Source organism: Staphylococcus sp. MZ3, assembly GCF_018622755.1.
Classification (GTDB): domain Bacteria; phylum Bacillota; class Bacilli; order Staphylococcales; family Staphylococcaceae; genus Staphylococcus; species Staphylococcus aureus.
The window spans coordinates 1,852,270-1,872,966 of record NZ_CP076026.1; the positions used below are offsets into that span (position 1 = coordinate 1,852,270).

Sequence of the window (20,697 nt, forward strand, 5' to 3'; positions counted from 1 at the left end):
TCCCTCATATTATGTTTATAGCTATATTATTTTGTACAATATTTTAAGTTCACTCAATTTTATCATCATCATTTTATAAAATAAAGTTTTATTTTATTACAATTTAGTTTCCGTTTTGTAATTAAAACCTTAATAAAACATAACAAGAACGCTTTAGATTGTTTTGTAACAGAAAGTAATTCATACCAAAAAACACCAAGCAACCGAAACGTTACTTGGTGTCATTACAAATGTAATATTATTTTAAATTATGTCACTACTTTAAATACTTTTTATTTCCAAACCTTCATCGCCCCATGCGTGCATGCCGCCTTCGACATTTACAGCATCAATGCCATTTGCCTCTAAATATTCTACAACTTTAGCGCTTCGAACTCCACCAGCACATACAATATAATATATTTCATTTTTATTAAATGAATTTAAATTATCCGGAATGGTATCCATTGGAATCAACTTTGCATTAGGAATATATCCCATTGCTGTTTCTTCGTCAGTACGAACATCAACAATTTGAACTGGTTTAGATTCTAAAAGTTTGTTTTTTAATTCATCTGTAGTAATTGACTTCATTTTAAAGTCCTCCTTAAAACATTATTTAGCTACAATATTGACTAATTTTTGAGGAACAGCGATGACTTTCATGATGTCTTTACCTTCAATACTCGCTTTAACATTGTCATTAGATAAGGCAATTTCTTGCATTTCTTCTTTTGATGTATCTTTAGCAATTTTAATTTTAGCTCTCAATTTACCATTTACTTGAACAACGATTTCTAGTTCATCATCTACAAGTAGTGCTTCGTCATAAGTTGGCCAAGGTTGGTACGTAATAGACTCTTCATATCCTAATTTTGACCATAATTCTTCACCGATATGTGGTGCAATAGGTGCTAACATTTTAACGAAGCCTTCAATGTAAGGTTTATAAACTTCATCAACTTTATAACACTCATTAATAAATACCATTAATTGACTAATAGCAGTATTAAATCCTAATGTTTCAAAGTCTTCTGTTACCTTTTTAACAGTTTGGTTATAAACTTTATCTAAAGATTTATTATTTGTAGTTACAATTTTTGAACTCAATGTTCCATCTTCATTTACCATTAAACGCCATACGCGATCTAAGAATCGACGAGACCCATCTAATCCTTTTTCACTCCATGCAATTGCAGCATCTAAAGGTCCCATAAACATTTCGTAAAGACGTAAAGTATCTGCACCATGAGACTGTACTATATCATCAGGATTGATTACATTTCCTTTAGATTTACTCATCTTCTCATTACCTTCTCCTAAAATCATACCTTGGTTAAATAATTTTTGGAAAGGTTCTTTAGTAGGTACGATACCCAAATCATAAAGGACTTTATGCCAAAATCTTGCATATAATAAGTGAAGAACCGCATGTTCTACTCCACCGATATATAAATCAACAGGTAACCAATGTTTTAATTTTTCAGGATCTGCTAACATATTTTCATTTTTAGGATCGATGTAACGTAAATAATACCAACAACTACCTGCCCATTGTGGCATTGTATTTGTTTCACGACGTCCTTTCATACCTGTTTTTTCATCTACAACATTTACAAATGAATCAATATTAGCTAGTGGAGACTCACCAGTCCCTGATGGCTTGATTTCATCTGTTTCAGGTAACAACAATGGTAGCTCTTCTTCAGGAACAGTTGTCATTGTTCCATCTTCCCAATGAATGACAGGAATTGGTTCGCCCCAATAACGCTGACGACTGAATAACCAATCTCTTAATTTGTAATTAACTTTCTTTTCGCCAGCACCTTTTTGCTCTAATAATTGAATAGCTTTAGTAATTGCCGCTTCATTTTCTAAACCATCAAGTTCACCAGAATTAATATGTTTACCTTCACCAGTGTATGCTGCTTCTTCAACATTTCCACCTTCGATGACTTCAATGATTGGCAAATCAAACTTTTTAGCAAATTCATAATCTCTGTCATCATGCGCTGGTACTGCCATAATTGCTCCAGTACCATATGTTGATAATACATAATCAGCAATCCAAATTTGTACTTTTTCACCAGATAAAGGATTAATTGCATATGCACCAGTAAACACACCTGATTTATCTTTTGCTAAATCTGTACGTTCTAAATCTGACTTTTTAGAAGCTTCTGTTTGATAAGCTTTTACTTTTTCTTTATATTCATCAGTTGTAATTGAATTAACTAATGCATGTTCAGGACTTAAGACTAAGAATGATGCACCATAGATTGTATCTGGTCTAGTCGTAAATACTTCTACTTTTCCTTCCGCTTCCGTATTATCTACATCAAATGAAACTTTGGCCCCTTCAGAACGTCCAATCCAATTGCGCTGCATATCTTTTAAAGACTCAGGCCAATCTAAATCATCTAAATCTGCTAATAATTGATCTGCATATTCTGTGATTTTAAGTACCCATTGTTTCATCGGCTTACGATAAACTGGATGTCCACCACGTTCAGAGACACCATCAATCACTTCTTCGTTAGATAAAACAGTGCCTAATGCTGGACACCAGTTAACTGCAACTTCATCAACGTATGCTAAACCTTTGTTATATAACTGTATGAAAATCCACTGTGTCCATTTATAGTATTCTGGATCTGTTGTATTAACTTCACGATCCCAATCATAACTGAACCCTAATTCTTTAATTTGTCGTTTAAAAGTTTGGATATTTTTCTTTGTAAATTCACGTGGGTCGTTGCCAGTGTCTAAAGCATATTGCTCTGCTGGTAATCCGAATGCATCCCACCCCATCGGATGTAATACATTATAACCTTGCATTCTTTTATATCTTGAAATGATATCTGTTGCTGTATAGCCCTCAGGATGTCCAACATGTAAACCAGCACCTGATGGATATGGAAACATGTCTAAAGCATAAAATTTCTTTTGACCTAAGTTATCATTTGTTTTAAATGTTTTATTTTCGTCCCAATAGTCTTGCCATTTCTTTTCAATTTGATTGTGGTTGTAATTCAACACATTTCCTCCTATTCAATAAAAAAGACACCTCTAACTATTCTATTTACATAGGGACGACATTTGCCGCGTTACCACCCTATTTCACAAAAATTGTGCACTCATTTTAATAGTAAGAGATGTCATTCATTCAATTTAAAATTAATACGATTTACATTTAGTCCTTAACACTAGCTCTCAGCATCACTAGCTTTCTGTAGAAAAGCTCCAAACGAAATTAAATTATACAAATTAATATTATGTTATAACGACATTTATTTCAAGTCTATAACATTAATTCTATGTACTCATTATGCATCTATTTTTTTAGGTTGCGTATTATTCTCCTTGAAAACCATTAATAATATTAATGCAAATACAAGTAGTAGCATCATACCGATAAACATCATGCGCATATTAAACGCATCAACTAATACACCACCAAGAAATGGACCGAATGCTTTCCCTACTGTAGCAGCTGAATTCACAAAACCTTGGTACTGTCCTTGCTTACCATCTGGCGCTAACTGATTGGCTATAGTTGGAACTGCTGGCCATACAAACATTTCTCCAAAAGTTAAAATAATCATACCGACAACAAATATTGTAAAGTTTTCGGCAAAACTCGTGACAAAGAACGACAACATAAAAATGATGATGCCGACAAACATTTGCTTCTTTAAGTTTCCTTTTAACAGATAGAGAATCGGTTTAATTAATGGTTGTGCTACTAAAATCATTATTCCGTTAATTGTCCATAAAACACTATATTGTGCCATTGAAATATTAATAGATTGTGTAAATGATGCGATTGTAGACTCCCATTGAATATACGCAACCCAACAAATTGCAAACATTGCACAAATTAGTACTAATGAAATAAATCTTGCTTTATTCTTTTTTCCAGTAATATCTAAATGAGTTGGATATTTAACTTTTGCATTAATTTCAATATTAAATTGCGTTACCGCGACAAGCGCAAACACAACATACATAATAAGATTGGCTAAAAAGATATAGTTAAAGCTAAATTCTGCGACAAAGCCGCCCATTGCAGCACCGACAGCCACACCAATATTTTGCGCTAAGTATATCGCATTAAACGTTTGTCTTCCGCCATTCGGCCACACTGCTCCAGCCATAGCGTATATCGCAGGAATAATCATTCCGCCACCAAAGCCTAACATTACAAGCCATACAGCATACCAAGGCCACCCGTGAAAGAAATTAAGTAGCGTTGTACTACAAAGACAAGTGAAAGTTCCAATTAAAATCGTCTTGTATCCACCTAATTTATCAAATAGTGAACCACCTAATAAGTTTCCAATAACCATGCCAAATGAATTTATCATTAGCACTAAACCAGCAACAGTTAAACTTTTTCCAAGTTCTTGTTTCATATAAATTGTATTTAAAGGCCACAAAAAACTGGAACCAGTAATATTTAACGCCATGCCAATTACTAGCCACCAGACTGATTTAGGTATATTCATATTTCATAGTTCCTCTCTCTTTTTTGTCAAACTATAATAAACACTATAACATTAAAATATGTTAAAATCTGTACTTAGAACTCTTTTTTTATAGAAAGGAAAATGACATATGGGCAATCATTTCCAATACGCTTTTGAAAACAAACGTTATCACACATGGAATTACCATTTAAAAAATAAATTTGGACAAAAAATATTTAAAGTTGCATTGGATGGCGGGTTTGACTGTCCTAACCGCGATGGCACTGTAGCACATGGTGGATGTACATTTTGTTCTGCTGCAGGTAGCGGAGACTTTGCAGGTAATCGTGCAGATTCAATCGCAGTACAATTTAATGAAATTAAAGAAAAGATGCATGAGAAATGGCACGAAGGAAAATATATTGCTTATTTTCAGGCATTTACAAATACACATGCACCGGTTGAAGTATTAAAAGAAAAATTCGAACCTGTACTTAAAGAACCGGGTGTTGTGGGATTATCTATTGGTACGCGTCCTGACTGTCTACCAGACGATGTTGTCGAATATTTAGCAGATTTGAATCAACGAACATACTTATGGGTTGAATTAGGACTACAAACAATCCATCAGTCAACATCTGATTTAATCAATCGTGCCCATGATATGAAAACTTATTATGATGGTGTGGCAAAATTACGTAAGCATAATATCAATGTATGTACACACATCATTAATGGCTTACCTGGCGAAGACTATGACATGATGATGGCTACTGCCAAAGAAGTTGCACAAATGGATGTACAAGGTATTAAAATTCATTTACTTCATTTGTTAAAAGGTACACCGATGGTAAAACAATACGATAAAGGTTTATTAACTTTTATGACTCAAGAAGAGTACACAAACCTAGTTGTGGACCAATTAGAAGTGATTCCCCCTGAAATGATCGTTCACCGAATTACCGGTGATGGTCCAATAGATATCATGGTAGGTCCAATGTGGAGTGTTAATAAATGGGAAGTATTAAATGGCATCGATGCTGAATTAGCACGTAGAAATTCTTATCAAGGCTTGCGTTACAAGTCTAAGGTGAAGCAATGAAATTAGAACGTATACTCCCTTTTTCAAAAACACTTATTAAACAACATATAACACCAGAAAGTATTGTTGTAGACGCAACTTGCGGTAACGGCAATGACACTTTATTTTTAGCCGAACAAGTACCAGAAGGACATGTTTATGGTTTCGACATTCAAGATTTAGCTTTGGAAAATACACGTGATAAAGTTAAGGATTTCAATCATGTTTCTTTAATAAAAGATGGACATGAAAATATTGAACATCATATAAATGATACACATAAAGGTCATATTGATGCAGCCATCTTTAACCTAGGTTATTTGCCTAAAGGTGATAAATCTATCGTGACAAAGCCTGACACGACAATCCAAGCTATTAATTCATTGCTATCATTAATGTCAATTGAAGGTATTATTGTACTTGTTATATATCATGGTCATAGCGAAGGACAAATTGAGAAGCATGCATTGCTTGATTACTTGAGTACTTTGGATCAAAAGCATGCGCAAGTTTTGCAATATCAATTTTTAAACCAACGTAATCATGCTCCATTCATTTGTGCCATAGAAAAAATTTCTTAAGCATTTGCTGCGCTATACTATTTATAATTTATGATTGAGTAGTCAACATTTGAAAAATTAATACCAACAACAAAAAGAGGTTTTCAACTTAATGAAAACCTCTTTTTATGCTATTAAACTTACACAGCAATAATTGCGTTTAAACTATTTTGCATTGCTGTTGCTCTACTTGCAATCGCATCACTGATGAAATTCAACAACTCTACTTTCTCTTGTTGTAACTTTTCATTGAAATGAATAATAACTGTTCTTTCATCGTCAACAGGACGCTCTTTGTAAATCCATTCTAATTCAACTAAATTATTATACGTTCTCGTACGCTTATACGGTTTAACTTCAACAAATCTGTCCATTTCTTTAAGCGTCATAGAACCTTTTTGCCATAAAGTTAGTAAAATTAAAATTTCTTCTCTAGACATTTTGTATTCGCTTTCAATCTCGCTGAAAATTGAGTTAATGTCACCCAAAAGTGTTTCTAATTGCAAAATCCCAAATACAGTGTCGTTATTTACTTTTTTCATGCTAAACATCTCCCAATTAATAATCACATATTTAGCTACCATACAAGTATTAACAAACATCCCAACAATCCCGAAACTTGTATGTGCTAACTTATGCATAAAACTACAAGTGTAAATAAACTTGCTTTCTATTCAATTGTCAAAGTTGAATAAAATTAAATAAGTATAAAAACCAATAATCAATAGAGTTAATATTTAGAAATAAGATAATAGTACATAAAACAAATCACTCTACTACATATTAATTTTATAATTTATATACAAAGAAAATATATCAATATTACCATTAAATTGCAACAATTCTACATATATTTCTTCAAAAAAGATACGCATTGAATTTTTATTACATATAACTCTCATGAAAATTGATTAAACTAAATTAATTAGTTAGCCTTAAATTTAACAAATTAAATCAAACCGAATGAGGCTAAATTGGTTATTTTTCAAGATATGATTTGTATAAATCAAAACATTTCTTACAAATCAAATGTGTATAAAATGTGATATACATTCTCAACCTTAAAAAAGTAAAAAAAAAGATGAGCATCTACTGTCTCATCTTTTTAGAATATTAAATTTCTACAATTTCGTCATCTTCAACAATAAAGCCCATTGTATTGACGCTGTTATTTAAGAAAGTCAGAATATAACGCATTACTTCATCACGTTCTGGCTCATTGTGAACCTCGTGGTAAAAACCTTGCCAAGCTTTAAAATATAATTCAGGTGTTTGATATTTTTCTTTAAACTCATCAATTGCCCTAGTATCAACAATTAAATCCTTCGTTCCATACATTAATAGCGTTGGCATTGGTTGAATGTCATGAATATGAGCCATCGTATCTTTCATCGTCTCATTAATTGTATTATACCAATGATACGTTGCTTTTTTTAACATTAAACCATCGTTAACTGTTTCTTCAACAATTTCTAAATTACGTGTTAAATCTTTTGGTTCTACACCAACATTAAAACGTGTGTCTTTTGAAATTTTACCTATATTTGAAACAAGTTTATCTTTACGATTTTTTCCATTCTTTTGAAGTTCTAGCATAGGAGAAATTAACATCATCCCCTCGATTGGCAATTCTACTTTTTCAAGTAAATTTAATAAAATCAAACCGCCAAGTCCTACCCCTAATACATAAGTAGGAATTTTATATTCATTAGCTATCTTTAACCAGTCTAGCAAACTTTCGTGATACGTTTGAAAGTTTTCAATTTGTCCTTTATTAGCTCTTGAAGTTTGACCTTGACCAGGCAAATCTCCCATAATCACATGATAGCCATTTCTTCTTAACATCGTAATAACATATGCATATCTTCCCGTATGTTCTAATATATTATGAGCAATAACAACGACGCCTTTCGCATCATTTTCAGCTTCCCACTTCCACATTATTATACTGCCCCTTTTTCATTAATCTTCAATAACATAATTATAGCAAATTCACTATGTAGATTTCTATTTATAGTATTATTGTTGTCCATATTATTATATATAAATGAAATCAACATCAATAATAGTGTAATTATACATAATTATTTTTGATTGTTTTTGATGAAAACGCTTTCTCGAATATTTTTTTCATGCTAAACTTATTGTAAACACAAGGGTTTGGAGGAGTAGCAATGGCACTATTAAAGAATTTTTTTATCGGATTATCTAATAATAGTTTTTTAAACAACGCAGCAAAAAAAGTGGGCCCACGTTTGGGCGCCAATAAAGTCGTTGCCGGAAATACAATTCCAGAGTTAATTAATACAATCGAATACTTAAATGACAAGAATATCGCTGTTACGGTAGACAATTTAGGGGAATTTGTCGGTACAGTTGAAGAAAGTAATCATGCTAAAGAACAAATTTTAACAATTATGGACGCGCTTCATCAACATGGCGTAAAGGCACATATGTCTGTTAAATTGAGTCAGTTAGGTGCAGAATTCGACTTAGAATTAGCTTACCAAAATTTAAGAGAGATTTTACTTAAAGCAAATACTTACAACAATATGCATATAAATATTGATACTGAAAAATATGCTAGCCTGCAACAAATTGTTCAAGTTTTAGATCGATTAAAAGGCGAATTTAGAAATGTTGGTACTGTAATTCAAGCATATTTATACGATAGCCATGAATTAGTTGATAAGTACCAAGATTTACGATTACGTTTGGTTAAAGGTGCATATAAAGAAAACGAATCAATTGCATTTCAATCTAAGGAAGACGTAGATGCAAATTACATCAAAATAATTGAAAAACGTTTGTTAAACGCACGCAATTTCACTTCAATTGCAACACATGACCATCGCATCATTAATCATGTAAAACAATTTATGAAAGAAAATCACATTGAAAAAGATCGTATGGAATTCCAAATGCTCTATGGTTTTAGATCAGAGTTAGCAGAAGAAATCGCAAATGAAGGCTATAATTTCACTATTTATGTACCTTATGGCGATGATTGGTTTGCGTATTTTATGAGAAGATTAGCAGAACGCCCACAAAACCTATCTCTTGCTGTAAAAGAATTTGTGAAACCTGCTGGCTTAAAACGTGTTGGCATAATTGCAGCTTTAGGAGCTACAGTTATGTTAGGTTTAAGTACAATTAAAAAATTATGCCGTAAATAGAGCATGACATAAACAATAATTTAGGAGTCTGGAACAATAATCAATGTTCTAGGCTCCTAAATGTTAAATTGGCAGTTCTGAATCATTTATAAATCTTTGATTATGAACTCACAACAGTGCTCTATGCTTTTATAGATTTTAATAAATTAGCCATTTCAATTGCACTTACTGCTGCTTCCGCACCTTTATTGCCAGCTTTCGTACCTGCTCTTTCCACAGCTTGTTCAATACTTTCAGTCGTTAAAATACCAAATATGACTGGTACATTAGTTTGATCATTTACTTTAGAAACACCTTTCGCGACTTCATTACAAACATAATCATAATGAGACGTAGCACCGCGAATTACGCATCCTAATGTAATTATTGCATCATAATTTCCTGATGAGGCTAATTTTTTAGCTACTAAAGGAATTTCAAACGCACCTGGCACAAATGCTACATCAATATTGTCTTCATTAACATCATGTCGAATCAAAGTATCTTTTGCACCTTCAAGTAATCTTCCAGTGATAAAATCATTAAATCGACTAACTACGATTGCAACTTTCAAATCTTTTCCAATTAATTTACCTTCAAAATTCATGTTAAAATCCTCCTATATTAAATGACCCATTTTTATTTTTTTCGTTTCCATATAATCATGATTATGTACCGTTTCTGGTACGATAACTTCAATTCTTTCTGCAATATCAATGCCATATTGTTTTAATCCCTCAAATTTACTTGGATTATTACTTAATAAATTGATATGTTCGATGTTAAAATATTTTAAAATCTGTGCAGCAATATGATAATCTCGCAAATCTTCATCAAAACCTAATGCTAAATTTGCAGTTACTGTATCATATCCTTGCTCAATTAATTCATATGCGCGTAATTTGTTTAACAATCCTATGCCACGACCTTCTTGAGGTAGATAAATAATCATGCCACCATGTTCATTGATATACTTCATAGACGATTCAAGTTGAGCACCACAATCACAACGTTGACTATGGAAAATATCGCCTGTAAGGCACGCAGAATGTAAGCGTACATTTTCATGTTGTCGAATTGCACCTTTTGTCAGTACAACTATCTCTTCATCTGTGTATGTCGCTTTAAAACCATACATATCAAATGTTCCGAAATCTGTAGGCATTTTCACTTTTGCCTTAAATTCAATTTCTGGTTCTAATTTTTTACGATATTCAATTAAATCATCAATCGTAATCATCTTTAATTGATGTTTTTCTTTAAACTTTTGTAAATCTTGTCCTTTCGCCATCGTGCCGTCATCATTCATAATCTCACAAATGACACCAGCGGGCTTGGCACCAGTAAGTTTAGCTAAATCAACAGCCGCTTCTGTGTGTCCATTTCTAGCTAATACGCCTTTATCTTGTGCTACTAATGGAAATAAATGACCAGGACGATTAAAATCTTTAGCTTCACTACTAGGATCAATGAGCTTTTTGGCAGTCAATGTACGTTCATAAGCACTAATTCCTGTTGTTGTATCTACATGATCAATACTCACTGTAAATTGCGTACCAAAGATGTCGGAGTTATCATCAACCATTTGTACCAAATCCAAACGTTGTGCAATATCTTTAGACACTGGTGCGCATATTAATCCCCTTGCTTCTTTCGCCATAAAATTAATGGTATTATCGTTCATCCATTCAGTGACCGCTACTAAATCACCTTCATTTTCACGATTCTCATCATCTACTACAATAATTGTTTCTCCATTTTTTAAAGCCATTAAAGCACTGTCAATATTATCGAATTGCATGCTACCCCTCCTAAAAACCAAATGCTCTTAATTTATCTACAGATAATTGGTCTTTATCTTTATTTAAAATATTTTCAACATATTTAAACAAAACGTCTGTTTCTAAATGTACTTTATCTCCTAATTTTTTGGATGATAAAATCGTTGAACGCCTCGTTTCTGGAATAAGATGAATGTCAAAACTGTTATCATGCTTATCAAATACCGTTAGACTTACACCATCCACAGTAATAGACCCTTGCTTAACTAACTGATTATTAATATGTTGGCTACATTGAATCGTAATAATTTTGGCATTGGCTGTTTCATTTATTTTTGAAACTGTTCCTAGTTCATCTACATGACCGAGGACAAAATGTCCACCAAACCTACCGTTACCACCCATGGCACGCTCTAAATTTACTTCTGATTGTCGCTTAACATCTGCTAAATAGGTTTTATTTTCAGTGCCTTTAATTACTTGAACAGTAAAAGATGTCTGATTAAAATCAATCACTGTTAAACATGCACCATTAACACTGATGGAATCACCAATATGCATATCTGCCGTAATCTTATGTGCTTCGATTTCAATCGTCCTGACTGATTGACGAATTTGAACACTTTTAACGACACCTATTTCTTCAACGATGCCAGTAAACATGCATCATCACTTCTTTCGTAAAGTTAATTTAACATTTTGATTTAATAACTCGGAATGAACAATTTCAAATTGGTTCGCATCTGGTATCTCAATCACATCATTTGTTTGATAAAATTGATAATTTCCAGATCCGCCAATTAATTTCGGGGCATAATAGAGAATAAATTCATCTATATAATTAGATTGGAGAAATTCTGAAGTAGTGGTTGGACCTGCCTCGACTAGCAAAGTTCCAACTCCTCTTTTATATAAATTGTGAAGAATTGTTGTTAAATCGCAAGACTTCAAGTAAATAATTTCAATATGTGTTTGATTGGTTGTTAAATTTGGATTTTCAGTATATATCCAAATTGGTGTTGATTCATCTTGATAAATTTGCTGATTAAAATGAATATTCCCAGACTTAGACAATATTACTTTTATAGGGTTTTTTCCATCTTGAATACGTGTAGTATATTGTGGATCATCTAATTCAACTGTACGTCTTCCAGTTAACACTGCGTCGTGTCGATGTCTTAACTTATAGACATCTTGTTTAACCTCTTTGTTAGTAATCCATTGACTTTGTCCATTATCATTCGCTTGTTTACCATCTAAACTTGCAGATACTTTCACTGTAATTTGTGGCAGTTGCTTTGCTTTTGCTTTAAAAAAGTCTTGGTATAATTGTGATGCACGTTCATCATAAACGCATTCAACCTCAATACCGTGAGCCCGTAACGTCTCATCACCATGTGTGTCTAACGAATTGTCTTTTGTTGCGTAAACTACTTTAGTTATCTTACAATCAATAATTTTGTTAACACAGGGTGGTGTTGAACCAAAATGACTACATGGCTCTAACGTAATATAAATCGTCGCACCTTCAGCATTTTGTTGTGCCATATCAAGTGCTTGAACCTCCGCATGCTTGTCACCTTTTCTCAAGTGTGCACCAATACCAACAATCCTACCTTCTTTAACTACAACAGCGCCAACGGGTGGATTAACACCTGTTTGACCTTGTACCATATTTGCAAGTTGAATCGCATAATCCATAAATTGACTCAAATGATCACCTCTATAAACAAAAATCCTCACATCATGAATTAAGATGCAAGGAGAAAAATTTATCGTTAAATAAGCCTATTTGTACACATTTTTACAAATACGCTACATTATCTTTGTCGATAATTAACATTCTTTCTCCCATCCAGACTTTAACTGTCGGCTCTAGAATCTCACTAGATCAGCCACTAATATGAAACATATTAGCAGGTCGCAGGCTTTATTTACTGCCGGTTGGGAATTTCACCCTGCCCCGAAAGAATTATATATGAAATTGTTATAGATTATTTGAGTACGTAGTATGTCAACTACATTTAAAATGATACTATATGTTTTCTGAAAAAACAATTAATGACGGTTTTAATTTAATATAACATGAGTACTATAGGCATCTCATTGATATGATTCTTACTAACAGACATTAAAATCAAACCTTCAATTCGTCTCTATAGAGCGTTCTCTTTATTATCTTCTAGTTACAAATTATTGATTGTCACTGCGCTGTTGTTGCTCATTCGATTCTAAAGCATCATATAATTGAGATACTGTATGCGCAACTTGTTCTACAATCATTTTCACACCATTTCGTAGTTTATTAACACCGTTTGTCATTTGACCTATCGCAATCATATTTGTTAATGTTCCAAACCTTGGACTAATAACTTGATTGGTTTCCGGAATGATTTGTATGCCTCCCATTGGGTGTGCTTGTACAATTTGTCTATTTTCAAGATTTTTAATTAATTGATCATCTTGATCCAATTCATTTAAATGACTTTTTGCACCTGTCGCGTTAATGACAACATTATATATGTCTACTGATTCTTGGTTTTTGTATGAAAAATAATACAACTTGCCATCATGTTTCACATCTTCTAAATCTTTTTTCAAAATTAAAGACTTATTTTCTATTAATTCAATAATTAGTTCAGCAGTTCTTGGAGGCATTGGATTTGAATTTAATTGAATCATCTTTGAGTATTTTTGATTAAATTGATGTTGGTCTTCAATACTTAAGCTATTCCATATCCAATTTAAATTCTCTTTCAAATGTTCAATCATACTTTGGAAAATGCCCATTTCTGTTGGACGCGCTAAATCATACTTCAAATCTGCAATATGATTTCCTGTACGTCTATATACTAATTTTTTAAAATCAATGTCATATTCAGCACATTCTTTTAAAAATAAAGAAACTAAAGTATCAAGCGGTGCATTGCCGAAATGATGTTTTTTAATGTCATTTAATTTGTCTTTAGTTAAGTACTTGAATGTCACGTCTATCATTGTACCTCTTACACTTGGTAAATGAGCAGAACGACTCGTCATAGTAATTGGTAATTTCGGATGATGAGCAGCAACATAACGGACAACATCTAAACTGGCAAGGCCTGTACCAATAATCGCAATATCGTCCAGTTCATTTACTTCGTCTAACGTATTATATGTTGGATAAGGCGTAGCGATATATCCTTTTTTACCCTTTAAGTTATATGGATCATGGTAGGCAAATGTACCACATGTTAAAAATACATAATCGTACGCTTGCCATGATTGTCCTGAATTTGTAGTACATATGTAATAAGTTAAATTCGTTTCATCGATATTAGAATTTGTATAAATCTCTTGAACTTTATTATAATTAGTTGATATATTTGGATATATTTTCGTGAACATAGATAAATAAGATTTCATATAATGTCCGAATACAAATCTCGGTAAATATGCAGGTTCATCAAAATTAAAATCAGTTTGTTGTTTATACCACTTCCAAAATTCAGTCTCATCATCTAAATTTAAACTCATCTTTTTCGAAGGCATATTAATTAGCAGCTCAGAACTATCATTTTGAAATGGTACGCCCTGTCCCATATTTACTTTATCATCGTATAAATCTATATCTAATTGATTAAACTTCGGGTGCTTAACTAACTCTCTCAATACACTTACACCAGCAGTTCCCATGCCTATTATTGCTACACGCATATATCATCCATCCTTTTGTAATTCAAAATATTATATTTAAACTATTACCTATAATTATAGCAATTTGGTATTTTTAATAAAATTTATTAAGGCAAGCTATTATTTCACTTTCACAACCATTAAACCATTTAAAACTTTTCATTTAATATCAACCTTAGTGTTTGTGTTAAAATATTTTTAACGAGGTGAATTAAATTGAAATTTATAGCAAAGATATTAATCTCATTAGTAATTCTATTTATGATTTTTAGTCGTAAAAACAAAGCTTCTTAATCAATACCCTTGATTACAAAATAAATTCAACTAAGGTGATTGGCCATACACTCAAGATATGGCTAATCACCTTTTTCAATGCAAAACAAAGAGTATATTTTGCAAAATCAATATCTATAATTTATCTTTAATACCCTTTTAATACTAAAACCAAATTTAAATTACATAGTCATATCGTGTAATATACCAAAGGAACATAGACATTCATCTATATAGATGATAATCTATTTAACGTCTAGGAGGTATGTTATGACGTATAAAGAACTAGCAACATTTTTAAAAGTTTTATCAGATTCAAGCAGATTAGAAATACTAGATTTACTTTCTTGTGGAGAGTTATGCGCTTGTGATTTGTTAGCACATTTTCAATTCTCTCAACCTACACTTAGCTATCATATGAAAGCATTAGTAAAAACCAACTTAGTTACGACACGAAAAATCGGAAATAAACATTTATACCAGCTCAATCATAATATTTTTGAGTCCGTAATTAATAACTTGTCAAAGGTTCATACCTCTAACCAACGATGTATTTGTCATAACCTTAAGACTGGTGAATGCTAATGATGACAACTTTAGCGACACTCATTTTTCTAGTAACTTTATTATTTGTATTATGGCAACCTAAAGGCCTAGATATTGGCATTACCGCATTAACTGGTGCCTTTATTGCTGTTATTACTGGTGTTGTAAGTTTTTCCGATGTTTTCGAAGTAACAGGTATTGTTTGGAATGCTACTTTGACTTTTGTCTCAGTCATTCTTATTTCATTAATATTAGATAAAGTTGGATTATTCGAATGGTCAGCTATTCACATGCTTCATGCTTCAAAAGGCAATGGTTTAAAAATGTTCGTTTATATCATATTATTGGGTGCCATTGTTGCTGCATTTTTCGCAAATGATGGCGCAGCGTTAATCTTAACGCCTATTGTATTAGCGATGGTTAAAAATATAGGTTTTAGTAAGCGGGCCATATTCCCTTTTATTATTGCGAGTGGTTTTATAGCTGACACAACTTCTTTACCTTTGATCGTGAGCAATCTAGTGAATATTATATCTGCTGATTATTTTCATATAGGATTCATTCGATATTTTAGTAGAATGATTATACCTAATTTATTCTCACTTTTAGCAAGTATTATAGTATTGTGGTTATATTTTAGAAAGGCGATACCTAAAACGTTTGATGATAATAATATAAAGCATCCTAAAGATGCCATTAATGATTTAAAGCTATTTAAAATTTCATGGATTGTGCTAGTTATATTACTTTTCGGCTATCTAATCAGTGAATTTACTAAAATTCCGGTATCAATTTTCACTGGAATCATTGCTTTTATTTTTCTAATGTTGGCTCGTAAATCAAATGCTGTAAATATTAAGCAAGTCATTAAGGGCGCACCTTGGAATATAGTATTATTTTCAATTGGTATGTATATCGTCGTATTCGGCTTAAGAAATGCTGGCATTACTTTAATATTGGCTAAAATATTAGAATATATTTCCAATTACGGTCTATTTAGCACCATTTTGGGAATGGGCTTCATTTCAGCGTTTTTATCATCAATAATGAATAATATGCCTACAGTTTTAATAGATGCGATTGCTATTGGTCAATCAAATGTCCATGGCATGTTAAAAGAAGGCCTAATTTATGCGAATGTTATCGGGTCTGATTTAGGTCCAAAAATTACACCGATAGGCTCTCTAGCTACATTACTGTGGTTACACGTCTTAACACAAAAAGATGTTAAGATTTCTTGGGGCACATACTTTAAAACCGGTATCATCATTACAATTCCAGTACTATTTATAACCCTCATAGGGTTGTATCTAACACTTATCATATTTTAATTAATTAGGAGATTGTTATGACTAAAAAAACAATTTATTTTATATGTACAGGCAACTCATGTCGAAGTCAAATGGCTGAAGGTTGGGCTAAACAAATCTTAGCGGATGATTGGAATGTATATTCTGCTGGTATCGAAACACACGGTGTTAATCCCAAAGCGATAGAAGCTATGAAAGAAGTAGGCATTGATATATCAAATCATACATCAGATTTAATCGATAATAATATTATTAAAAATTCAAATTTAGTTGTTACATTATGTAGTGATGCAGACGTAAATTGCCCTTCTTTACCAACAAATGTTAAGAAAGAACATTGGGGATTTGATGATCCTGCAGGCAAGCCTTGGTCAGAGTTCCAACGTGTAAGAGATGAAATTAAAATCGCAATTGAAAATTTCAAATCACGATGAGAGTGGGACAGAAATGATAAAAAAACACTAATGATTTATTATGTAGTGGTTCTTTATCATTAGCTATAACTAATGTGTACTTAAAAATAGGAATACATGAGTAAAACTCATGCATAAGAAATACTAATTTCTAAAGAAAAAGTAATTCTTTATCGATGTCCTGCCCCACTTGCATTGGTGGGATTATCAATCAATGTGTTTTCTCTAATGCAAAAAGACGCTTTCTATCAAAACAAGATAGAAAGCGTCTTTTTAGTATGTCCGAGTCATAAAAACAACTCGTAGCTTATCAAATTACTTATTCAAATGTTTACTGTCATCTTTATACACAAAGTATTTGAAGTATTTTCCTTCAGTCTTCATGTTCTTATAAAAGTCAGCGATAATTGTTGCATTACTTTCTGCCCACTTAATATCAGTAGCATATTGATGTTCTCCTGGATTTTTTGGATTCCATCTCATACTATACAATGTATTTTGATCTGTGCTTGATAAGAAGTGCTTATGAATGAAATCAGCACCGCCTGAAATAGCTTTTTCAGGTGTATCCCAACCATGCTTTTTAGCATATTCTGCACCTGTTTTAATTGGGTCTTTATCAAGGGCTCCTACTCCATAGAAATTGTAGTATTTTTTGCCATCAATTTCGACTCCATTAGCTAATTCACTTTTAACTGCGCCAGTTTCTAATAATGCATGTGAAATTAAATAAACTTCGTTAACGTGCTTATCTTTAGCAGCTTTTAAGAAATCATCCGTATGTTTCAATAACGTTGGTCTATCTACTAACATACGTTTAATTCTATTTTTATCAATCCCTTGATACTTTGATAAATCTAAAAATTGATATTTTTGCTTTTCATTATCGATAAAAGTACCGCTATCCATTGCACTTTTAATTTCAGTTGCAGATGCATCTCTCCATGCATCATTCTTTTTATTTGATACCTGTTGACTCGTATAATTATTTATTTGTTTCTTTGCTGCATCGTTTAATGTAACATTTAACTTTTCAATCTTAATGTCGGATTTAACATGTTTGAAAAATATCTGATCGGATATCATTGAGAAAAATAAAAATGAGACAACAGCAAATATGACAACAAGTCCTATTATTCCAAAAATAGAACCTTTCTTGTGTTTATTCATATCCACACCTCTTAGGTCATTGTTGTTATACATTCAGTTTGACTACGATAATAAAGTTTAACATTATTAAAACCGTTTAACAATTTTATCTATGCATTGTTACATATTCATAAATAAACAGTAATGTAAATGAAACGTTTTAAACCATTTATCAACATTACTTTACGTTGATCTACGAATCATAAATGTTTTATCTTTTTGTATAACCTTTGAAAACCTTTATATCAATAATCTTATTATTCACGTATTAAAAAACAAAAAATTCTTTTGTTCGTTTACTTAGTTTCTTTTTTATAATCCATCATAATAAAACTTGCTGCATTTGATCTATTTTTATAATAGTACTGATTTAAATCAATCGTGCCTTCAATTTGACCATCACGATACATCATTTCATTAGTGAAGTTATTTATCATCACGAAATCAGCGCGATCTCTTATAACATCTAAATCGTCGTTTCGTGCAAAAAAATGTTCTAAATTTAAATGTGCGTAATCCATTGTTACCTCCCGATTACAAATTTTGTTCTATCTACTATTTAGCAAAGTAATAATACATCATATCACATTAAATTAATTACTTATGTCTTATATTTAACACTTAATTTAGCGATTACGCAAATGAATGATTTTTCTAAATATTTTATTCTAACTTTATCCGGAAATATTTGTTATACGTATAACTTGGAGAATGACTACTTGAAATTTAATGACGTATACAACAAACACCACAAAATCATACACCATCTTTTAAAAAAATATAATATTAGCTATAATTATGATGAGTATTATCAACTACTCTTGATAAAAATGTGGCAATTGAGTCAGATATATAAACCCTCAAGCAAGCAATCTTTATCCTCTTTTTTATTCACTCGATTAAATTTTTACCTTATCGATTTATTCAGACAACAAAATCAATTAAAAGATGTCATTTTATGTGAGAATAATTCACCAACATTAACTGAACAACCAACATACTTTAATGAACATGACCTTCGTTTACAAGATATCTTCAAGCTTTTAAATCAAAGAGAAAGACTATGGCTCAAACTATACCTTGAAGGATACAAGCAATTTGAAATTGCTGAAATCATGTCATTATCGCTTTCAACGATTAAATTAATTAAGATGTCCGTTAAGCGTAAATGCCAACATAATTTTAATTAGTTTATTGTGAAATTTCGGTCGATGTGTTAATGATGTTGAAACACCCTAACATCTTCATATAAATTTATTTTAACCATTAAATTAACAACTTATTAAACGAGGAGTACTATATTTGCAAGACAATTCTACTAAATATCTACTTTATATCCAAACTGCTACTTCAAACCATCTCGAAACAAATTGTGTCTTTTTACATTGTGATTATATTCTTAAAGTTCCAATTAACAAACTCGTTTCATATTATGCGAAATTGCATTTGTCATCACAAAGTGTGCTAATTGAGACTGCAAAAAACATACTAAATATTAATAAACTGGTTCCTATTTACATCAACCCAAAAACTATACTTTTTCCGTTAAAACATAAACGTGCACCGATACAAATTTATATCAATGCACATTATATTGTTGGTATGACTGCCATAGAGAATTCAACATTAATACATTTTCAAGAAGGCATTCAGCTAGAAGTTGATGAGCCATTTTCTCTAGTTTCAAAAAAATGTCATGAAAGTTTAGCTTTGAAGCACTTCATTGAAAATACTATTTCGAATTAAATTTAATTTCTAAAAGTTTCTTAGTAAAGTATGATGTCACAACTTTTATAAAATATATGCTAACAATCATTAATAAAATCGCTCCAATAATTGTTAAAATAACAACAGTTGTAGATAAATCTACCTTAGGATTAATGAAAAATTGTACGCCAGATAGACTTGTAATTAGCCCAAATAAAAACAAACCTAATAAAGCAACATAAGCAAACATCATCACTACTAATGTAACAAACATACTATAACTTTTTGTTTCTTTATTTCGAAATACATTTTGTCTTAAGTAAGCATTAGCAAAGGTAACAGGCTTATTTAAGTTAACGCTGTCATCATCAGATATAGAAGACAATCGTTGATCTAATGCTTGTTTCTCCTTCTTGTTCAAAAACCATAATTGCTTTTTAACTTTTTTATCAAATGATGCTTTATTCATAATTAAGGATTTCTCTCCTTTATAATATTGACGTAATTTTAAACATTAGCGTCAATTGAAAGTGTATTTTATATATTTTACAGAAATATATGTATCAAATCTACAAAAATCCATATTACAATTTCATTTA

The 20,697-nt window shown here is 31.7% G+C and carries 22 protein-coding genes and 1 riboswitch; of the genes, 8 read left to right on the forward strand and 14 right to left on the reverse strand.

Features of this window, described 5'->3' with window-relative positions; genetic code table 11:
- Positions 1-261: 261 nt before the first annotated feature.
- The 3 genes from KI230_RS08860 to KI230_RS08870 form a co-directional block, all read right to left on the reverse strand.
- Positions 262-573 carry a rhodanese-like domain-containing protein gene (locus KI230_RS08860; protein ID WP_000836465.1) on the reverse strand — a complete coding sequence of 104 codons (312 nt, stop codon included), beginning with the start codon at positions 571-573 and terminating at the stop codon, positions 262-264.
- 21 nt (positions 574-594) lie between these two features.
- Positions 595-3,018: a leucine--tRNA ligase gene (gene leuS / locus KI230_RS08865; RefSeq protein WP_086095116.1), complete on the reverse strand. Its 2,424-nt coding sequence runs from the start codon at positions 3,016-3,018 to the stop codon at positions 595-597.
- 287 nt (positions 3,019-3,305) lie between these two features.
- The gene (locus tag KI230_RS08870) at positions 3,306-4,487 is read right to left on the reverse strand and encodes an MDR family MFS transporter (RefSeq protein ID WP_001025061.1); all 1,182 of its coding nucleotides are present in this window, start codon (positions 4,485-4,487) and stop codon (positions 3,306-3,308) included.
- Between the two features lie 109 nt (positions 4,488-4,596).
- Between KI230_RS08870 and mnmL the strand changes: the two genes are divergently transcribed.
- Both mnmL and mnmM read left to right on the forward strand, forming a co-directional pair.
- Positions 4,597-5,550, forward strand: a complete 954-nt coding sequence (gene mnmL / locus KI230_RS08875; protein WP_045173807.1) for a tRNA modification radical SAM protein MnmL/YtqA — start codon at positions 4,597-4,599, stop codon at positions 5,548-5,550.
- Complete coding sequence (mnmM, locus tag KI230_RS08880; protein ID WP_000764423.1) at positions 5,547-6,110, forward strand: tRNA 5-(aminomethyl)-2-thiouridylate-methyltransferase MnmM; 564 nt, start codon at positions 5,547-5,549, stop codon at positions 6,108-6,110. The genes mnmL and mnmM overlap by 4 nt, the downstream gene beginning before the upstream one ends.
- A gap of 119 nt (positions 6,111-6,229) precedes the next feature.
- Here mnmM and KI230_RS08885 read toward each other — a convergent pair whose 3' ends face one another.
- From KI230_RS08885 to KI230_RS08895, 3 genes are all read right to left on the reverse strand, one after another.
- Positions 6,230-6,631 carry a transcriptional regulator, SarA/Rot family gene (locus tag KI230_RS08885; RefSeq protein ID WP_000757543.1) on the reverse strand — a complete coding sequence of 134 codons (402 nt, stop codon included), beginning with the start codon at positions 6,629-6,631 and terminating at the stop codon, positions 6,230-6,232.
- Between the two features lie 571 nt (positions 6,632-7,202).
- A complete protein-coding gene (locus tag KI230_RS08890; RefSeq protein ID WP_000266096.1) occupies positions 7,203-8,030 on the reverse strand; it encodes an alpha/beta fold hydrolase in 828 nt (275 codons plus the stop codon).
- 2 nt (positions 8,031-8,032) lie between these two features.
- On the reverse strand, positions 8,033-8,152 hold the full coding sequence (locus tag KI230_RS08895; protein WP_001790712.1) for a hypothetical protein: 120 nt from the start codon (positions 8,150-8,152) through the stop codon (positions 8,033-8,035).
- Between the two features lie 111 nt (positions 8,153-8,263).
- Here KI230_RS08895 and KI230_RS08900 point away from each other — a divergent pair, with 111 nt between their 5' ends.
- Positions 8,264-9,265, forward strand: a complete 1,002-nt coding sequence (locus tag KI230_RS08900; RefSeq protein ID WP_001196345.1) for a proline dehydrogenase family protein — start codon at positions 8,264-8,266, stop codon at positions 9,263-9,265.
- Positions 9,266-9,386: 121 nt separating this feature from the next.
- Here KI230_RS08900 and ribH read toward each other — a convergent pair whose 3' ends face one another.
- From ribH to KI230_RS08925, 5 genes are all read right to left on the reverse strand, one after another.
- Positions 9,387-9,851 carry a 6,7-dimethyl-8-ribityllumazine synthase gene (gene ribH / locus KI230_RS08905; RefSeq protein ID WP_001008549.1) on the reverse strand — a complete coding sequence of 155 codons (465 nt, stop codon included), beginning with the start codon at positions 9,849-9,851 and terminating at the stop codon, positions 9,387-9,389.
- Positions 9,852-9,863: 12 nt separating this feature from the next.
- Positions 9,864-11,045 carry a 3,4-dihydroxy-2-butanone-4-phosphate synthase gene (gene ribB / locus KI230_RS08910; protein ID WP_001159035.1) on the reverse strand — a complete coding sequence of 394 codons (1,182 nt, stop codon included), beginning with the start codon at positions 11,043-11,045 and terminating at the stop codon, positions 9,864-9,866.
- A 10-nt stretch (positions 11,046-11,055) separates the two neighbouring features.
- Positions 11,056-11,688 carry a riboflavin synthase gene (locus KI230_RS08915; RefSeq protein WP_000493888.1) on the reverse strand — a complete coding sequence of 211 codons (633 nt, stop codon included), beginning with the start codon at positions 11,686-11,688 and terminating at the stop codon, positions 11,056-11,058.
- Between the two features lie 6 nt (positions 11,689-11,694).
- Complete coding sequence (gene ribD, locus KI230_RS08920) at positions 11,695-12,738, reverse strand: bifunctional diaminohydroxyphosphoribosylaminopyrimidine deaminase/5-amino-6-(5-phosphoribosylamino)uracil reductase RibD (RefSeq protein WP_045177230.1); 1,044 nt, start codon at positions 12,736-12,738, stop codon at positions 11,695-11,697.
- Between the two features lie 126 nt (positions 12,739-12,864).
- Positions 12,865-13,000: riboswitch (FMN riboswitch) on the reverse strand.
- A 218-nt stretch (positions 13,001-13,218) separates the two neighbouring features.
- Positions 13,219-14,721, reverse strand: a complete 1,503-nt coding sequence (locus KI230_RS08925) for an FAD/NAD(P)-binding protein (RefSeq protein WP_045177232.1) — start codon at positions 14,719-14,721, stop codon at positions 13,219-13,221.
- Positions 14,722-15,243: 522 nt separating this feature from the next.
- Here KI230_RS08925 and KI230_RS08930 point away from each other — a divergent pair.
- The 3 genes from KI230_RS08930 to arsC are packed head-to-tail and all read left to right on the forward strand — an operon-like array spanning position 15,244 to position 17,263.
- Positions 15,244-15,558: an ArsR/SmtB family transcription factor gene (locus tag KI230_RS08930; RefSeq protein ID WP_000221179.1), complete on the forward strand. Its 315-nt coding sequence runs from the start codon at positions 15,244-15,246 to the stop codon at positions 15,556-15,558.
- Positions 15,558-16,850, forward strand: coding sequence for an arsenite efflux transporter membrane subunit ArsB (gene arsB / locus KI230_RS08935; RefSeq protein ID WP_000989117.1), 1,293 nt, complete (start codon positions 15,558-15,560; stop codon positions 16,848-16,850). The genes KI230_RS08930 and arsB overlap by 1 nt, the downstream gene beginning before the upstream one ends.
- 17 nt (positions 16,851-16,867) lie before the next feature.
- Entirely contained in the window at positions 16,868-17,263 is a 396-nt protein-coding gene (gene arsC, locus KI230_RS08940; RefSeq protein WP_000163235.1) for an arsenate reductase (thioredoxin), read from the forward strand.
- Between the two features lie 294 nt (positions 17,264-17,557).
- Here the strand turns inward: arsC and sagB are convergent, their stop codons facing one another.
- Positions 17,558-18,412: a peptidoglycan release complex glucosaminidase SagB gene (sagB, locus tag KI230_RS08945; RefSeq protein ID WP_001032833.1), complete on the reverse strand. Its 855-nt coding sequence runs from the start codon at positions 18,410-18,412 to the stop codon at positions 17,558-17,560.
- A gap of 275 nt (positions 18,413-18,687) precedes the next feature.
- Positions 18,688-18,912 carry a hypothetical protein gene (locus KI230_RS08950; RefSeq protein WP_000384171.1) on the reverse strand — a complete coding sequence of 75 codons (225 nt, stop codon included), beginning with the start codon at positions 18,910-18,912 and terminating at the stop codon, positions 18,688-18,690.
- Positions 18,913-19,110: 198 nt separating this feature from the next.
- Here KI230_RS08950 and sigS point away from each other — a divergent pair, with 198 nt between their 5' ends.
- Positions 19,111-19,581 (forward strand): RNA polymerase sigma factor SigS, encoded by a 471-nt coding sequence (sigS, locus tag KI230_RS08955; protein ID WP_000671052.1) that lies wholly within the window; start codon positions 19,111-19,113, stop codon positions 19,579-19,581.
- Positions 19,582-19,693: 112 nt separating this feature from the next.
- On the forward strand, positions 19,694-20,137 hold the full coding sequence (locus tag KI230_RS08960) for a competence protein ComK (protein ID WP_001153742.1): 444 nt from the start codon (positions 19,694-19,696) through the stop codon (positions 20,135-20,137).
- Here KI230_RS08960 and KI230_RS08965 read toward each other — a convergent pair.
- Positions 20,124-20,567 carry a hypothetical protein gene (locus KI230_RS08965; protein ID WP_001030463.1) on the reverse strand — a complete coding sequence of 148 codons (444 nt, stop codon included), beginning with the start codon at positions 20,565-20,567 and terminating at the stop codon, positions 20,124-20,126. The two genes, KI230_RS08960 and KI230_RS08965, sit on opposite strands and share 14 nt — an antisense overlap.
- Positions 20,568-20,697 lie beyond the last annotated feature (130 nt).

Bases quoted from the DNA above. Each gene is read 5' to 3' on its own strand.
- KI230_RS08860 (WP_000836465.1), bottom strand. From the start codon at position 573: ATGAAGTCAATTACTACAGATGAATTAAAAAACAAACTTTTAGAATCT.
- KI230_RS08870 (WP_001025061.1), bottom strand. From the start codon at position 4,487: ATGAATATACCTAAATCAGTCTGGTGGCTAGTAATTGGCATGGCGTTA.
- mnmL (WP_045173807.1), top strand. From the start codon at position 4,597: ATGGGCAATCATTTCCAATACGCTTTTGAAAACAAACGTTATCACACA.
- mnmM (WP_000764423.1), top strand. From the start codon at position 5,547: ATGAAATTAGAACGTATACTCCCTTTTTCAAAAACACTTATTAAACAA.
- KI230_RS08885 (WP_000757543.1), bottom strand. From the start codon at position 6,631: ATGAAAAAAGTAAATAACGACACTGTATTTGGGATTTTGCAATTAGAA.
- KI230_RS08890 (WP_000266096.1), bottom strand. From the start codon at position 8,030: ATGTGGAAGTGGGAAGCTGAAAATGATGCGAAAGGCGTCGTTGTTATT.
- KI230_RS08900 (WP_001196345.1), top strand. From the start codon at position 8,264: ATGGCACTATTAAAGAATTTTTTTATCGGATTATCTAATAATAGTTTT.
- ribH (WP_001008549.1), bottom strand. From the start codon at position 9,851: ATGAATTTTGAAGGTAAATTAATTGGAAAAGATTTGAAAGTTGCAATC.
- ribB (WP_001159035.1), bottom strand. From the start codon at position 11,045: ATGCAATTCGATAATATTGACAGTGCTTTAATGGCTTTAAAAAATGGA.
- KI230_RS08915 (WP_000493888.1), bottom strand. From the start codon at position 11,688: ATGTTTACTGGCATCGTTGAAGAAATAGGTGTCGTTAAAAGTGTTCAA.
- KI230_RS08925 (WP_045177232.1), bottom strand. From the start codon at position 14,721: ATGCGTGTAGCAATAATAGGCATGGGAACTGCTGGTGTAAGTGTATTG.
- KI230_RS08930 (WP_000221179.1), top strand. From the start codon at position 15,244: ATGACGTATAAAGAACTAGCAACATTTTTAAAAGTTTTATCAGATTCA.
- arsB (WP_000989117.1), top strand. From the start codon at position 15,558: ATGATGACAACTTTAGCGACACTCATTTTTCTAGTAACTTTATTATTT.
- arsC (WP_000163235.1), top strand. From the start codon at position 16,868: ATGACTAAAAAAACAATTTATTTTATATGTACAGGCAACTCATGTCGA.
- sagB (WP_001032833.1), bottom strand. From the start codon at position 18,412: ATGAATAAACACAAGAAAGGTTCTATTTTTGGAATAATAGGACTTGTT.
- KI230_RS08950 (WP_000384171.1), bottom strand. From the start codon at position 18,912: ATGGATTACGCACATTTAAATTTAGAACATTTTTTTGCACGAAACGAC.
- KI230_RS08965 (WP_001030463.1), bottom strand. From the start codon at position 20,567: ATGAATAAAGCATCATTTGATAAAAAAGTTAAAAAGCAATTATGGTTT.